The organism is Oleiphilus sp. HI0117 (assembly GCF_001635235.1).
In genome coordinates, this window is sequence record NZ_LWGA01000631.1 from 1 (window position 1) to 15,266 (window position 15,266).

At 45.4% G+C, this 15,266-nt stretch carries 15 protein-coding genes and 1 pseudogene; 6 read left to right on the forward strand and 10 right to left on the reverse strand.

Going from position 1 to position 15,266, the window contains the following annotated elements; genetic code table 11:
- The 8 genes and pseudogenes from A3757_RS07470 to A3757_RS07505 all read right to left on the reverse strand — a co-directional run.
- Window positions 1–306, reverse strand: a pseudogene (locus A3757_RS07470) (septal ring lytic transglycosylase RlpA family lipoprotein); the annotation flags it as partial.
- 13 nt (window positions 307–319) lie between these two features.
- Window positions 320–1,315, reverse strand: a complete 996-nt coding sequence (gene mltB / locus A3757_RS07475; RefSeq protein ID WP_068507908.1) for a lytic murein transglycosylase B — start codon at window positions 1,313–1,315, stop codon at window positions 320–322.
- 29 nt (window positions 1,316–1,344) lie between these two features.
- Window positions 1,345–2,490, reverse strand: a complete 1,146-nt coding sequence (gene rodA, locus A3757_RS07480) for a rod shape-determining protein RodA (RefSeq protein WP_197469920.1) — start codon at window positions 2,488–2,490, stop codon at window positions 1,345–1,347.
- Between the two features lie 28 nt (window positions 2,491–2,518).
- A complete protein-coding gene (mrdA, locus tag A3757_RS07485) occupies window positions 2,519–4,411 on the reverse strand; it encodes a penicillin-binding protein 2 (protein ID WP_068553355.1) in 1,893 nt (630 codons plus the stop codon).
- Between the two features lie 49 nt (window positions 4,412–4,460).
- Window positions 4,461–4,931: a 23S rRNA (pseudouridine(1915)-N(3))-methyltransferase RlmH gene (gene rlmH / locus A3757_RS07490; RefSeq protein WP_068507911.1), complete on the reverse strand. Its 471-nt coding sequence runs from the start codon at window positions 4,929–4,931 to the stop codon at window positions 4,461–4,463.
- A gap of 83 nt (window positions 4,932–5,014) precedes the next feature.
- Window positions 5,015–5,368 carry a ribosome silencing factor gene (rsfS, locus tag A3757_RS07495; protein WP_068507913.1) on the reverse strand — a complete coding sequence of 118 codons (354 nt, stop codon included), beginning with the start codon at window positions 5,366–5,368 and terminating at the stop codon, window positions 5,015–5,017.
- A gap of 65 nt (window positions 5,369–5,433) precedes the next feature.
- The gene (gene nadD, locus A3757_RS07500) at window positions 5,434–6,063 is read right to left on the reverse strand and encodes a nicotinate-nucleotide adenylyltransferase (protein ID WP_197469923.1); all 630 of its coding nucleotides are present in this window, start codon (window positions 6,061–6,063) and stop codon (window positions 5,434–5,436) included.
- Between the two features lie 40 nt (window positions 6,064–6,103).
- On the reverse strand, window positions 6,104–7,372 hold the full coding sequence (locus tag A3757_RS07505) for a glutamate-5-semialdehyde dehydrogenase (RefSeq protein WP_068507915.1): 1,269 nt from the start codon (window positions 7,370–7,372) through the stop codon (window positions 6,104–6,106).
- Window positions 7,373–7,741: 369 nt separating this feature from the next.
- On the opposite strand from A3757_RS07505, the gene cysD reads away from it, so the two are divergent.
- From cysD to A3757_RS07535, 6 genes are all read left to right on the forward strand, one after another.
- Window positions 7,742–8,650 (forward strand): sulfate adenylyltransferase subunit CysD, encoded by a 909-nt coding sequence (gene cysD, locus A3757_RS07510; protein WP_068507917.1) that lies wholly within the window; start codon window positions 7,742–7,744, stop codon window positions 8,648–8,650.
- Window positions 8,651–8,744: 94 nt separating this feature from the next.
- Window positions 8,745–10,382, forward strand: a complete 1,638-nt coding sequence (gene cysN / locus A3757_RS07515; protein ID WP_068507920.1) for a sulfate adenylyltransferase subunit CysN — start codon at window positions 8,745–8,747, stop codon at window positions 10,380–10,382.
- 105 nt (window positions 10,383–10,487) lie between these two features.
- Window positions 10,488–11,510, forward strand: coding sequence for a nucleoid-associated protein (locus A3757_RS07520; RefSeq protein ID WP_068507922.1), 1,023 nt, complete (start codon window positions 10,488–10,490; stop codon window positions 11,508–11,510).
- A gap of 59 nt (window positions 11,511–11,569) precedes the next feature.
- On the forward strand, window positions 11,570–12,574 hold the full coding sequence (locus A3757_RS07525) for a rhodanese-related sulfurtransferase (protein WP_068507924.1): 1,005 nt from the start codon (window positions 11,570–11,572) through the stop codon (window positions 12,572–12,574).
- Between the two features lie 158 nt (window positions 12,575–12,732).
- Complete coding sequence (locus A3757_RS07530) at window positions 12,733–13,047, forward strand: Bor family protein (protein ID WP_068507927.1); 315 nt, start codon at window positions 12,733–12,735, stop codon at window positions 13,045–13,047.
- Window positions 13,044–13,454 (forward strand): hypothetical protein, encoded by a 411-nt coding sequence (locus A3757_RS07535; protein WP_068507930.1) that lies wholly within the window; start codon window positions 13,044–13,046, stop codon window positions 13,452–13,454. The genes A3757_RS07530 and A3757_RS07535 overlap by 4 nt, the downstream gene beginning before the upstream one ends.
- Before the next feature lie 15 nt (window positions 13,455–13,469).
- Here A3757_RS07535 and A3757_RS07540 read toward each other — a convergent pair whose 3' ends face one another.
- Window positions 13,470–14,816, reverse strand: a complete 1,347-nt coding sequence (locus A3757_RS07540) for an MATE family efflux transporter (protein WP_068507932.1) — start codon at window positions 14,814–14,816, stop codon at window positions 13,470–13,472.
- A 41-nt stretch (window positions 14,817–14,857) separates the two neighbouring features.
- On the reverse strand, window positions 14,858–15,266 hold a 409-nt coding region (locus tag A3757_RS07545), incomplete at its 5' end, for a TrmH family RNA methyltransferase (RefSeq protein ID WP_304439181.1).

The following is a 15,266-nucleotide window of genomic DNA, read 5'->3' on the forward strand; positions in this document are numbered from 1 at the left end:
CATGGCATACATATTATAAATCTCACCATTTGAAGTCAGCTCACCATGAAACTTCAAGCCGTACCAAGAGCCAATCCCCTCCTCGCGATACTCCTTAATCGAATCGAGCAGGTGATACTCCTTTCCTCGCACAGTATAAGGAGAGTAATTGCCTTTTGGGCTGATTGGCTCCCATTTAGGGATTGCATCTGGCACCTTGGATACATCGAACTCTCCAGTAGGCCCGACATCATGCTTCATGCTGTAGCGAGAACTACTACAAGCCAGCAAAAGCAGGGCCAGGCAACACAAGAGAATGCAACGCAAACTACTCAACACCTTAGTTCATTCCTAGCTTTAGAGCCTCGGAAAGCTGGTAAACTGCCATCGCATATAAATGACTATGGTTATAGCGAGTAATCACGTAAAAATTCCTCAAGGTTAACCAATACTCTTCACCGGTAGCCCCTTGAAGTATCTGAAGTTTCGCAGGCATATTCTTATCCAAACCAGCAGGAAGACGCAAACCGTGTGCCTCAAAATCAGCTACCATATGCGACGGCTTGAGCTTCTTATGAACAAGCTCTTGATAACCCTCTCCTAAGTCTGACTTTTCTAGCTGAAAAGCGACTGGCTGCCCCTCGGACCATTTATGCATCTTAAAATAGTTAGCAACACTTCCCACCGCATCGGTAGCGTTATTAAGAATGTCCGCAACCTTATCGCCATCGAAATCAACTGCGTAGTGACGATAGCTACTTGGGATAAACTGGCCGTAACCCATCGCACCCGCATATGAGCCTTTCAAGTCTAAGGCTGCAAAGCCCTGCTCTTTAGACAGAAGAAATACTTGCTCTAACTCTTTTGTGAAAAACTTTGAACGAGGCGGATAGTCAAAAGCTAAAGTTGAAAGTGCATCCACCACACGATAACTCCCCTTGTTACGGCCGTAGCGAGTTTCAACACCTATTATGGCAGCAATAACATGAACCGGAACACCGTACTTTTCCTGAGCCCGGTTTAGGCTCTCTCGGTTTTCTTCAATGAAGGCTAAACCTTTCTTAATTCGATCATCGGTAAGAAATATCTTTCGATAACCCTTCCATTCGAGGCGCTTCTCTGCAGGTCGAGCAATTGCTTTCAGAATACTATCTTTCTTTTCTGCCTGAGAAAATATTTCAGCTAACTTTGCACTTTCAAAGCCGTGCTTACTAACCATCATATCAATAAAGCTTTTAGCTTTTTCGTGCTCAATATAGTTCGCATTTGCCGAAGAAACCGACAACAGCATCAGGCAAGCTGAGATTACAAAAAACAATTTATTTCCTGAACGCATACATAATCCTTTTATTGTTCGCAATTCGCTTAGCGCGACAGCATCTTTCTATGAGTATGAATTGACATCAGTACACCAAATGCCGCCATTAGAGTTACCGCAGAGGTGCCGCCATAACTTACCAACGGAAGTGGCACACCCACAACAGGTAAGATACCACTTACCATACCGATATTTACAAAAACATATACAAAAAATGTCATGACCAGACTGCCCGCCAATAGACGACCATATGAATCCTGAGCCTTAAGCGCTATGAACAGCCCCCTGAATATAATCAGTAAATATAGAAGCAACAACCCCAAGACGCCAACAAAACCAAACTCTTCTGCACAGACTGCAATAATAAAATCGGTATGACTTTCAGGTAAAAAATTCAGTTGAGACTGAGTACCTTCAAGCCACCCCTTCCCCCAGGTGCCGCCAGAGCCAATCGCCGTTTTCGATTGAATAATATTCCAACCTGAGCCTAGCGGATCACTTTCTGGGTCGAGAAAAGTTAGGACACGTTGTTTTTGGTAATCTCGCATCACAAACATCCACATAAGCGGCGCAAAAGATGCGAGTAAAACAGCAAAGCCCCCGACTAGCCTCCAGCTCAAACCCGCAAACATTAATACAAAAACACCCGAGGCGGCAATTAAGATTGAAGTCCCCAAATCCGGCTGCTTAACAATGAGCAATACCGGAATAAAAACGAGCACCAATGATCCCATGACAGCCTTAAAGCTTGGAGGTAAATAACGCGCAGCCAAAAACCATGCAACCATCATCGGCACCACCAACTTCATAAACTCAGAGGGCTGAAAACGCGGTAAACCTGGTAGCTGTAACCATCGCTGTGCACCTTTAGCACCCGTTCCAAAGAAAATAACCCCTATCAACGCTGCGACACCAATAACATATAGCCATGGAGACCAACGCCGGTAGACATTGGGATCTAGCTGAGCAAAAACAAACATCACAACAAATGCAATACCGAAGCGTGTCGCCTGTTTTTCGACATACACCATATCTTGACCACCTGCGCTATATAAAATAGCCAGACCAACGGCACACAACAATAGAAGCAAGCCCAACATGATCGGGTCTAGGTGCAAGCGAAACAGAAGACCACCACTATTGCGCAAGTGACTTTCTGCCCCGGGCATCTGCCTTAGAAACTCTCTACTCATTTGATTCGCGACTCAAATATCAAAACGACTATTCCTTTGGAGTATCTGGATTAGAGGAAGCTATATGCCCGAGAGAAATCAACCACTCATCAAACATGGCCCTAGCAACTGGCGCAGCAGCACTACTTCCTCCTCCCCCATTTTCAACAATCACCGCCACGGCAATTTGGGGCTCATCCAACGGCGCAAAACCAACAAATAAAGCGTGATCTCGATGTCTCTCGATCAAGGCTTCAGCATCATATTTTTCGCCCTGAGCAATACCTACTACCTGAGCTGTTCCGGTTTTTCCCGCCATTTTATAACTAGCATTGCGACCACTACCGCGAGCCGTCCCATGACGGCCATGCATCACATCAGCCATCGACTCAATAATATAATCAAGGTCTTCCGGCCTGCTAAGATCAAGGTCAGGCATTTCAACCTCACGACGGCGAGCAGAATATTCGCTTTCTCCCTTTCTTAGGGAAATCGACCTCAATAGAGTTGGTGCAACCCAGCGTCCCCGGTTTGCCAAAAATGCTGTAGCCGTTGCCAACTGCAATGGCGTTGCAAGCATAAAACCTTGACCAATCCCTAGGTTCAGTGAGTCACCTGGATACCAAGAGCGACCTTTTAGGGCCTTCTTCCACTCACGAGTTGGTAAAATCCCGGATCTTGCTTCAGAAATATCCAAAGCAGTATTACTCCCAAAACCGAAATAGCCTAAATACTTAGACATCTGATCAACACCCATTTTAAACGCGAGATCGTAAAAATAGGTATCGCATGACTGAGCAATAGCAGATCTTAAATTTATACGCCCATGCCCTTCCCGCTTCCAGTCGCGATATATCCGCTCATCATTTTGTAATTGATAACGTCCCTCATCCCAAATGCTAAACTCTCGCGTGGTCGTATTGGTATCAAGACCGCCTAAACCGACCATAGGCTTAATCGTAGAGCCAGGTGGATACTGCCCTTTTAATGCCCTGTTAAATAAAGGAAGATCCAAAGAATCTCTTAGCTCGCCATAAGACTTGTAATCAATCCCCGTAACAAAAGCATTTGGATCAAAGCTCGGCGTACTAACCATTGCCAGTATGCCGCCGGTTTCAGGCTCTATTGCGACCACGGCTCCCCTATTTGAGCCAAGTAGCTCCACTGCCCGGTTTTGCAGCTGTGCATCCATATGTAGAGTAAGATTTCTACCTGGCACCGGATCACTTCTATCCAACACCCGCAAAACCCTGTTACTGGCGTTTGTTTCTACGGTTTGAAAGCCAACCTGACCATGCAATTCTGACTCATAAAATTTTTCAACTCCAAGCTTGCCGATATAGTTAGTCGCCGAGTAGTTTTGCTCATCGACCTTTTTTAGCTCTTTTTCATTTATTCTTCCGACATAACCGATCGAATGCGCAGTATCTTTCGCCATCGGGTAGTGTCTAGCGAGCTCGGCAAGTACCTTCACTCCCTTCAGTTCATGCCTGCGCACCTCGAGCATCGCAATTTCTTTCTCGGTCAACTTACTTTTTAGAATAACAGGGTGAAATGGTCTTCTGGCCCGTTTTAAACGTTTTTTAAAGCGCCTCACATGATCATCAGAAATTGATATGACTTGGGCAATCGAAGCAATACTTTCATCAATGGAGGCGCTGTCTTCTGGTGTAATCGCGACACTGAAAATTGGCCGATTGTCAGCTAGCAAAATACCGTTTCGGTCATAAATCAAACCACGGTTTGGTGCAATCGATTGCAACTGCATGCGATTCTTATCGGATAAAGTTTGAAAATGCGTATGATTAGTAATCTGCAGGTAGTACATGCGGAAGATCAATCCGCCCGTCAAACTCAAGACAAAGATTGACGCCACAATCGTGCGAAAAGCATAAATTCGCTTCTCTCGATTCGAGTCCTTAAGGCGACGATCAGACTTCAAACCCAACTCCCCTGAAATAGATCGAATACACTGCAAACACTCTTTTTAATCATGAACGGTGATAAGGGTGATTCTGCGTAACCGTCCAAGCCCTATATAGCTGCTCAGCAAGCACAACACGAACAATGGGATGAGGTAATGTTAATGCAGAGAGAGACCACTGCTGATCAGCACGAGCTCGACATTCATTGCTTAAGCCGTCCGGCCCACCAATAAGAATAACTAGATTTTTGCCACTCATTTGCCAGTTTTCAAGGTTAGAGGCTAACTTCTCCGTACTCCAGTTAACACCTTTAACCTCAAGCGCAACAACATGATCCTGACTATTAATTTGAGCGAGTATAGCCGCACTCTCTTTTTGAATAGCGCGCTTGATATCGGCATTCTTACTACGATTCCCCAAGGGAATCTCGATAAACTCTAAAGGAAGGTCTTTAGGAAGGCGCTTAACATATTCGTTTGCGCCTTCCGTCACCCACTTCGGCATTTTAGTACCAACAGCAAGTATTTTTATTTTCATCGCTATCGCAATTCACAAACAGTGCAGAGATTGAATTATGCTTATTACATAAGCCAAAGGAAAAACTAAAGAAAAGGCTATAGTTAATGCTCAGTCATTGAGGCACTGGCATCCGGGCCATCACGCCAAAAGCCTTCCAGGTCATAAAATGTGCGTGAAGCGGGAAGCATCACATGAACGACAACCTCGCCCAGATCAACCAAAACCCAGTCACTGCCATCAGCACCTTCAATACCTAAAGGCCGTCCGCCTTTATCTTTTACTTCGGAAACCAAATTTTCTGCAAGAGACTTAACGTGTCTGCTCGAAGTCCCTGAAGCGATCACCATATAGTCTGTGACGCTAGTTTTATCTTTAACATCCAGCACACAGATATTATCAGCTTTAAGATCCTCTAAAGCCTCGACCACTACAGTTTTCAATTCTTCAGTTTGCATACGTTCTTTGTGTTCCCCATTTGGTTAATTTTGCCTGCTCTGAAACAGCGTTTCAAAACAGCAACTCACTCTCGATAAAGCGCATTATCACAGATATAGTCTTCAACCGCACCTATCACAAGGTAACGAATGCTTTTATTTTTCCTGACCGCTTCACGAATGGCAGTGCTAGAGATATCTAACTGCGTCAAATCAAGCATCAAAGCTAAGCCGCCCGGCTGCTCATGCAAGTAATTGGCAGACATAACCCATTCAAAGCCAAGTTGCTCCAGACATTGCTTTATATCGCCTTCAAGTTCACCCGGGCGCTTTACAACAACAATATGCGTCTGCTTTGATAGCTGCTCTGCCTGACGCCAGGTTCTTAAACCTCGCGCAGCATCAGTCCCCATGACGATACTCAAGGCCTGATCACCAAGCTCTTGACGCTTCTCGCGAACTGATTCAATGGTATAACTTGGACAACCCCGCCGAATCTCTCGCTCATCAACATTCAAACACGAGTCATGAGCTGTCGCCAGCTTCAACATTTCAAGGCGAGAGTCAGCACTTGCCGACACACTATCCTTATGCACAGCCTGGTAACAAGGCATCAAGTCGACACTGTTGACACCCAGTTCCGAGACAAGCTCGGTGGCCATGCGCAAATGACCAACATGAACCGGGTCGAAAGTACCACCGAAAACAACTTTCACGAAGTTAGACTTCTCATAAGGAATCTAATTAATGCAGGCCTCACTGACGGATATGCCCATCGCCCAGCACCACAAATTTTTCCGAAGTTAAGCCATGCAGACCAACCGGCCCACGCGCGTGAATCTTATCGGTTGAAATGCCGATTTCTGCACCCAAACCATATTCAAAGCCATCAGCAAATCGCGTTGAGGCATTGATCATTACCGAGCTGGAATCGACACTCGCTAGGAATTGACGACCTTTTGTATAGTTCTCGGTAACAATTGAGTCAGTATGGTGCGAACCGAACTCATTGATGTGCGCAATGGCTTCCTGCATACCCTCTACCACCTTAATAGATAATACCGGCGCAAGATATTCTGTCTGCCAATCTTCCAGCGTCGCATCCTTCGCAGCAAAACCCGCATTATTCAAGATTGTGCAAGTTTGCTCACAGCCACGTAGCTCAACCTCTTTTTCTGCATATAAAACTGCTAACTGGGGCAGAACCTCTTCAGCGACAGGCGCATCAACCAAAAGCGTTTCCATCGTATTGCAAGTGCCATAACGATGCGTTTTTGCATTCAATGAAATTGCCTTCGCCTTTTCAATATCCGCATCACGGTCGATAAACACGTGACATATACCGTCCAAGTGCTTAATTACTGTCACCTTAGCGTCTCGACTGATTCTCTCGATCAGACCTTTTCCGCCACGAGGCACGATCACATCGACATATTCTGGCATGGTGATCATTTCACCCACTGCCGCGCGATCTGTCGTTTCAATCACCTGAACAGCCGTTTCAGGCAAGCCAGCTTCAGACAAACCTATTGCGATACAGCTCGCGATGGCCTTGTTTGAATGAATAGCTTCTGAACCGCCACGAAGAATCGTTGCATTACCCGATTTAATACACAGGCTCGCCGCTTCAACCGTTACATTTGGTCTAGACTCATAGATAATCCCAATCACACCAAGCGGCACACGCATCTTGCCAACCTGAATACCGGAAGGCATATACTTGAGATCGTTAATAATTCCAACAGGATCATCAAGCCCTGCTACTTGCTGCAAGCCTTCAATCATGCCATCTATACGCGCTGGCGTAAGCTCCAAACGATCAAGCATCGCATCATCCAAACCATTTTCACGCCCAGCCTCAAGATCCTTTTTATTCTCTTGAATCAACATATCACGCTTGGCATTCAAAGCATCAGCGGTTGCTAATAGAGCTTTGTTTTTTAATCCGGTACTGACTGAAGTCATCTGGCTAGCAGCTTGACGAGCTGCCTCACCCACTTTGACCATATAGGCTTTAACGTCCATCTTCTTCTCTTGGCTTAATTATCAAAAACGCGATTATAGCGTGTTCCTACTGCCGCTCCTAGTACTAGCAATGTAGCACCCCAAAAAGAGCCGCCAAACAGCGAGAAACTAAACACAAGACATCCGTATTTCTTACTGATATCGAGACATCTTAAATAGAACATTATATTCTAAACATCTGATCTTTTAGCATAAGTGAGAATATAAGCGCACTCCACCACCACTCACTAAAGCACCACATCCCTTATTATTTAGCGACAAGCCTGTTATAATTCCGCACCCTTTTGTTAGGTAGCAGCCTATAGAAATAGCAGCTATCCACTTAAACACGATTTTTTCGTTTATTGACCTCTGGTAAGAGTTACATATATGTCGCAATACAATTTGACTCATTTAAAGCAATTGGAAGCTGAAAGCATCCACATCATTCGAGAAGTAGCCGCTGAATTTGATAATCCGGTAATGCTCTATTCTGTCGGTAAAGATTCCGCTGTTATGCTGCACTTGGCTCGCAAAGCTTTTGCACCAGGTAAGCCACCTTTCCCTCTAATGCATGTTGACACTACCTGGAAATTCCAGGAAATGATCAAGTTTCGTGACGAGACCGTTAAAAAGTATGGCTTCGATCTGATCGTGCATATCAACCAGGAAGGCGTTGATCAAGGCATCGGACCTTTTACTCACGGTAGTGCCAAGCACACCGACGTAATGAAAACCCAAGGTCTTAAACAAGCACTGGACAAATATCAGTTTGACGCAGCCTTCGGTGGCGCACGACGTGACGAAGAAAAGTCTCGCGCTAAAGAACGTGTTTACTCTTTCCGTGATGAAAACCACCGCTGGGACCCAAAGAATCAGCGCCCTGAATTATGGAATACTTATAACGGTAAGATTAATAAAGGTGAAAGCATTCGTGTATTCCCTTTATCTAACTGGACAGAACTTGATATCTGGCAGTACATCCACCTGGAAAACATCGATATCGTTCCACTTTATTTCTCAGCGAAGCGACCTGTTGTTGAACGTGACGGCGTCATGATCATGGTTGATGATGAACGTATGCCGATTGAAGAAGGTGAAAAGGTAGAGATGAAGTCGGTACGCTTCCGTACGCTTGGTTGCTACCCGCTAACGGGTGCAGTTGAGTCTGAAGCGACAACCTTGCCCGAAATAATTCAGGAAATGCTACTAACCACCTCCTCTGAAAGACAAGGCCGCGTCATTGATCACGACCAGGCAGGCTCAATGGAGCAGAAGAAGCGCGAAGGTTATTTCTAGGCCAGCATATACGTACAAAGCTGATACATAGCAACCAAGATTATTGCCTCACGCTAAGACCCAGCGCGAGGCAGCAAATAAAGAGATAGTTTACATGTCACACCAGTCAGATCTTATCAGTGAAGATATTAACGAATATCTGAAGCAACACGAACAAAAAGAACTACTACGTCTTCTTACTTGTGGTAGCGTTGACGACGGCAAGAGCACACTTATTGGCCGACTACTTCATGACTCTCAAATGATTTATGAAGATCAACTTGAAGCAATTAAGAAAGACAGCGTTAAGTCCGGCACCAACGAAGGTGAAATCGACCTTGCACTATTAGTTGACGGCCTACAGGCTGAGCGCGAGCAAGGCATCACCATTGATGTTGCTTATCGTTATTTCTCAACTGCTAAACGCAAGTTCATCATCGCCGACACTCCCGGACACGAGCAATATACTCGTAACATGGCAACTGGTGCGTCAACTGCTGACCTGGCAATCATCCTGATCGATGCACGTCACGGTGTATTAACGCAAACCAAACGTCACTCATTTATTGCTTCTTTACTGGGTATTAAGCACGTCATCGTTGCCATCAATAAGATGGATCTGGTTGACTACAGCGAAGAGCGCTTTAATGAAATCAAGAGCGATTACCTTTCATTCTCTGACCAGTTAGATTTGGGCGATATCCAGTTTGCACCACTTTCTGCACTGAAAGGTGTTAACACAATCAGCAATAGCGACAAGACACCTTGGTACAAAGGCAAGCCTCTAATGGAGATGCTTGAGTCAGTCGAAATAGCTAAAGACAAGAATCTGGAAGACTTCCGCCTACCAGTACAATACGTTAACCGCCCTAACCTTAACTTCCGTGGTTTCTGTGGAACGATTGCTTCGGGTATCGTTAAGCCTGGCGATAAAATTACTGCACTTCCTTCGGGTAAAAGCAGTACCGTAAAAGAAGTCGTGACCTTTGAAGGTTCACTGGATGAAGGTTTCGCAGGTCAAGCGGTTACGCTTACCTTGAATGATGAAATCGATATCAGTCGTGGCGATATGATTGTTCAGTCTGACAATCACCCAACGGTAAGTTCTGCGGTAAAAGCACATATCGTTTGGATGTCTGAAGACAAAATTCAGCCAGGCAAGCTTATTGATATTAAACTTGGTTCCAAGCAGGCTTCAGCGTCAATTCAGTCAATTGAGCATTTAATTGACGTTAATACGCTTGAGAAAAAGGATGCCAGCGAACTAGAGCTTAACAGTATTGCATTGTGTACGATCCATGCAAACCAGACACTTGCGTTTGACCCATATGGTGAAAACAAAGCAACGGGCGCCTTCATTATTATCGACCGTCTAACCAACGTAACGGTTGGCGCAGGCATGATCGTTGAAGCCGCTGAAGATACTAGCGCACAGTGGGAACCTGTTAGCGAAGCAGAGCGTGCAGCGCGTTTAGATCACCAGGTAGCCTCGATTATTGCTTGCTCAGGTGAAGCGGGTGATGTACTCGCTCAAGCCGCTGAGCGTAAGCTGTTCAATCAGGGTCGAACTTGCCTGTTGATCACCTCTCACATGGCCGACAACGATGCAGATAAACTCTTGATTGCTAAGGCAGCTAAAGAAGCAGGCTTAATTGCAATTACCTCATTGGAAGGCAGTTCAGATATTGCAGATACCGTACTATCAGCAACATCTGACGTAGATATTCCTGAACAGGTAAAAGGGCTTAGCTAAATTTGATTCACTGAGATACTCATCTCAGTAAGCCTAACCCAAAGACAGGGGCTACGATTTACTTCGTAGCCCCTTATTTCATTGGACACAGAGAGAACTCAATCCATGGCTATTACTTCGCTAGTTTTTCATAAGATTACTCGCTGGCAAGAAGATCAACCTTCAGAAATTCAACTCTGTGAGCAGGCACCTGACGTCACTGCAGATCATGAAGGACTCTTCAGTCAACTTAAAAAAGTCTTTCAATTCAAAGCAGGTAAATTCCACGGTCAATTTGATGAAGACTATAGTAGTGCCCCCTATCAAAACTGGTTGAAAGAGCAACTGGATGGAAAAATCAGCTTCGAGAAGCTAAGCCTTCTCTACATGAATCAACTCAAAGACCTAGTGGATAAAACCAGCGAGAGCTTTGAAGCCACTATCCTTACGGTTCATGAGGAACGTGCAGATGGCCCTCGAGTCTATATCTTTGCGCTGGAAACAAATTCCGGCCTACTCCTAGACTCTGGGCTTAATCTCGATACCGTGGACTACCTCAACACAAATAAAATGGATCTTGCCCTGCGCATCGACCTTGATGACTGGCTTTCAGAAAGCGAAAGTACTGACCCATACCTTTGCTTGGTCCGCGCACGCTCAAAAGCCAAAATAGGTGAAGCATTCACTCAGTCAATCGGTTTCAAGAGCTCTATCGACAGCGCAAAAGAAACTGAAACGCTAATGGAAGTATTAGCAGGCTACACCAAAGAAACCGAACCCAAGCAAGCTGCTCAGCTTCATCAAAAAGCCTATGACTTTTGCGTTGAACAGCAGCAGCTAGGTGAAGCAGTGCCGATTAATGAGCTATCGGGCTTCCTTGATGAAAATGAACCCACCCGCTTTGCTCAATTCGCAGAACAAGAAGCGCAACTAGACACCAGCCAAACCCTGCGCCCAGACACTCGTAAGCTAAAGCATTTGGTCAGAATCTCTGGCAAGGGCAATGGTTTAAGCCTGTCCTTTTCATCAGACCTTATGCAGCAAACAATCTTGTTTGATGAGCAGTCAAATACGCTCACTATTACAGAAATCCCCAAGAGCCTGAAAAAACAGATTCTTGAACACATTAAGGACAAGCAAGAAAACTAGTTCTTAACACTAAACCAAGGCGCCGGATTTACGTTCCGGTCATGCTGATAGGAAATAACATGTCTACCACACCAAACGAGCAAACTTACGTTGTTTGCGCATTATATAAATTTGTCACACTCGAAAATTACAAAGAGATTCAAACCCCTCTTCTTGAATTGATGAAGAGCATCGACGTACGAGGCACCCTACTACTTGCAGAAGAAGGCATCAACGGCACCGTTGCTGGCTCTAGAGCGGGCATAGACAAACTTCTTGAGTGGTTAAAGTCAGACCCACGTTTGAGCGATCTTAGCTATAAGGAGTCTTTCACCCAAGAAGCTCCGTTTGCCCGAACCAAGGTAAAACTGAAAAAAGAAATCGTCACCATGGGCGTTGAAGGCATAAACCCTAAGGAAGTAGTTGGCACCTATGTAAAGCCAAAGGACTGGAACGCACTCATCTCTGACCCTGAAGTTCTACTAGTCGATACGCGAAATGATTATGAGGTCGAAATTGGCACCTTCCAACATGCCTTGAACCCTCGAACCGAAAGCTTTAGAGAGTTCCCTCAGTACGTTGCAGAAAACCTGGATAAGGCAAAGCACAAAAAAGTCGCGATGTTTTGTACGGGCGGTATTCGTTGTGAAAAATCGACAGCTTACCTGAAAGAACAAGGTTTTGAAGACGTTTATCACCTTGAAGGCGGCATCCTTAAATACTTAGAAGAAGTTCCAGCTGAAGAGACCATGTGGGAAGGCGAATGCTTTGTCTTTGATGAACGCGTAGCAGTCAATCACCAACTGGAGAAAGGTCGTTACGATCAATGTAATGCATGTCGTCTTCCAATTACAGAAGAAGATAAATCTAGCGAGCTTTATGTTGAGGGCGTTAGCTGCCCAAGGTGTCACGACATGCACACCGAAGCACAAAAAGCCCGCTTCGCTGAACGACAGAAGCAAATAGAACTCGCTAAGCTGCGCCATGAGAAACACATTGGTGGCGATGTCAGCGAGACGATTGCTCGACGTAAACTTGAAAAGCAAGCAGCAATCAAAGCGCAGCAAGAGAAGTTAAGCAAGTAATACAGTTGGCCTCATTAGCTTATACGGGCGCCTCTTAGCAGGCCTCGTATAACTTTTATCGCAGGTACTTCATTTTTTTGCATACTGGTTCGCCTGAAGTCTCGCAAAACTCGCTATAATTCCCCAGAATAATAGACTGTTTGATACATGGATGCGCAATGAGCAAAATTTCTACCCTCTTTGTCTTATTTCTTGCAATTAGCTTGGGAGGCTGCGCTGCGGTCACCATTACCGAAAGCGGCCCCTCTGACTTCAGATACCGCCCTCATTATGAAGAATCCAAACATTTCTTTTTATGGGGCTTTATCGGCGAGCATCACATTGACGTCACCAAAATTTGTCGCCAACAACCCGTAAAACAAATGCAAAGCAAATACTCGGCAACAGATGTGCTATTTGCCACCTTATCTCTAGGCTTATACCTCCCCAGAACTGCGAAAGTCTGGTGTGAACTGGAGAATGACGATTCATGAAACAGCTAAATAAATTACTAAGTGCCACCCTGCTAGCGACGACAATAGCGATGAGCCAAGGCTGCGCAGTGATCCATTTTGAAAATGGCGAAGTCGTGCCTGACCCCGTACCGTCTCTATTTGACTTCTCATCAGATGTATCCGAAGACGATTTGGATGCCAGCTCAGGCAAGCGCTACCGCAGGTGGTATCACCACAGCATTTATCAGTTCGCTGAATTAAGCAATGCCCTTGAAACAAGTCAGGTTTGTGTCGGCCTTGACTGGAACCAGGTTACTACTGAGGTTACACCAGTAGATGTGGTGGTCGGCTTGCTGGATAACGCATTATTCTACAACGCCTCGGCTATGGGAATTGACCTCTGGTCTCATTGGAGCATTGAATACTCCTGCCGAACGCCTCAATAGTCAGCGAAACAGAAACTAGTGCGACTGCATAGACTTATGTCGTCGCACCTCGCGAAACAGCAAAGCTGAAAGCACGAGCGCACTGACTGCCAGCCCTACTCCCATACCTCCCCACACGCCTACCGCACCATAGGGCTCCAGCAAGAAGTAAGAAATAGGCATACCGACACACCAATAGCTAATAATCGCTGCCAATGTCGGCGAAGCTCCAAGCTTAAAGCCCCTAAGGGCGCCCATACTAATCACCTGCCAAGCGTCAACCACCTGAAAGATTGCAGCAACTAGAAGAATTGAAGCCACTAACTGAACAAATTCCTGGTAATTCTCCGCTAGAAGCTGTTCCTTTTGTACAAACAGCTGCACCAAAGTTTCAGGTGCAAAGATAAATATTATTGCAGCAAAACAAGCGCTTACAAGTGCCAGTACAAAACCTGAACCCACAGCTTGTGGAACCTGCCCAACAGCATTCTGCCCGTATAACTCCCCCACCTTAACTGAAACCGCTTGGGAGATCCCCAGTGGCACCATAAAACTTAAGGTAGCTGCCTGAAGCGCAACATGATGAGCAGCCAGAGCTGTCGCCCCCAACCACCCAATCATGATTGCTGCAGCCGAAAACATTCCCACCTCCATTGCATGGGCCAAAGCGATAGGTAATCCAAGCCTTAGCGTTTCAAGAAATTGCGAAAGAGAAAAGTTTTGCCAGCCCTTCCAAAAAGGAAATCCCTTAAATTCATCGCGTCGATAACTCAAAAACACCAATCCCAGAAACATCGCCCAGGAAATAATACAGGTTCCTAAGGCTATGCCTTCCAGGCCCATTTTTGGAAAACCCAAATAGCCTTCCATCAACACCAGACTAACCGGGTAATTTGAAACGGCTGCTATTAGGCTAATAGGAAGAATAAGCCTTGAATTACCTAAGCCAACAACCAAACTGCGCATCAAGATAAAACCAAATGCTGGCAACAATGCCCATAAAACAAGATCTAAATATGATTGAGCAAAAAAAACCAGCTCAGACAGCTGGCCAAAGAAAAGTAAGACAGGCGAGATATTAACCAAGCCAAAAGCAAAGACGACAAAAAGAATCACCACCAATAAGCTACCAGACAAGACTGCACGGTGGATTTCACTTTGATTACCACTGCCCTTAGCAAAAGCAACCATATTAGCCGTAGCGACTAAAGCACCAATACCAACGATGTAAAAGAATTGATATACAACTGCGCCCAAACCACCACCAGCAAGCACATCAACCCCTAAACGCCCCATCAATAGCGTATCGATCAAACCCATTAAAGCAAATGAGATTTGCCCTATTACCAATGGGCCAGCAAGGCTAAAGATAGCTTTCAACATAGGAGAGAGTCTTGTTCTAGTGAGCTTTTATCGCTCAAAGTTTATTCTGAAGCAGAATCACGCTTAGCTCTGATACTCGCATACCATTGTGAGGGGTTTATTATCTCACCGTCCTCTTCACTAACTTCGGGATATGGAAGTTTGTTCTGGTGGCAATAGCTAGCGACTTTAGGGTGCGCCCAGCGAAAGAAAGTTTCCTGATAGGTTTTACCATCTAAACGAACCTGATCATAAGACCCAGCCAAGGACCGCTGCCTTTGCGCTTCAGCGAGAATAATGGCTGCGGCAACCGATACGTTAAATGACTCCACCATACCAAGCATCGGAATCACAATATGCTGATCCACCTTGGCCGCTGCGATATCACTGACGCCCTTCTTTTCATTACCTAATAGAATCGCGCAAGGCTTAGTATAGTCAACATCCCTATAATCAATTGCGCTATCAGAC

What these genes read in the sequence shown, in the direction of transcription:
- mltB (WP_068507908.1), bottom strand. Translation starts at nt 1,315, where the DNA reads ATGCGTTCAGGAAATAAATTGTTTTTTGTAATCTCAGCTTGCCTGATG.
- rodA (WP_197469920.1), bottom strand. Translation starts at nt 2,490, where the DNA reads ATGAGTAGAGAGTTTCTAAGGCAGATGCCCGGGGCAGAAAGTCACTTG.
- rlmH (WP_068507911.1), bottom strand. Translation starts at nt 4,931, where the DNA reads ATGAAAATAAAAATACTTGCTGTTGGTACTAAAATGCCGAAGTGGGTG.
- rsfS (WP_068507913.1), bottom strand. Translation starts at nt 5,368, where the DNA reads ATGCAAACTGAAGAATTGAAAACTGTAGTGGTCGAGGCTTTAGAGGAT.
- A3757_RS07505 (WP_068507915.1), bottom strand. Translation starts at nt 7,372, where the DNA reads ATGGACGTTAAAGCCTATATGGTCAAAGTGGGTGAGGCAGCTCGTCAA.
- cysD (WP_068507917.1), top strand. Translation starts at nt 7,742, where the DNA reads ATGTCGCAATACAATTTGACTCATTTAAAGCAATTGGAAGCTGAAAGC.
- cysN (WP_068507920.1), top strand. Translation starts at nt 8,745, where the DNA reads ATGTCACACCAGTCAGATCTTATCAGTGAAGATATTAACGAATATCTG.
- A3757_RS07520 (WP_068507922.1), top strand. Translation starts at nt 10,488, where the DNA reads ATGGCTATTACTTCGCTAGTTTTTCATAAGATTACTCGCTGGCAAGAA.
- A3757_RS07525 (WP_068507924.1), top strand. Translation starts at nt 11,570, where the DNA reads ATGTCTACCACACCAAACGAGCAAACTTACGTTGTTTGCGCATTATAT.
- A3757_RS07530 (WP_068507927.1), top strand. Translation starts at nt 12,733, where the DNA reads ATGAGCAAAATTTCTACCCTCTTTGTCTTATTTCTTGCAATTAGCTTG.
- A3757_RS07535 (WP_068507930.1), top strand. Translation starts at nt 13,044, where the DNA reads ATGAAACAGCTAAATAAATTACTAAGTGCCACCCTGCTAGCGACGACA.
- A3757_RS07540 (WP_068507932.1), bottom strand. Translation starts at nt 14,816, where the DNA reads ATGTTGAAAGCTATCTTTAGCCTTGCTGGCCCATTGGTAATAGGGCAA.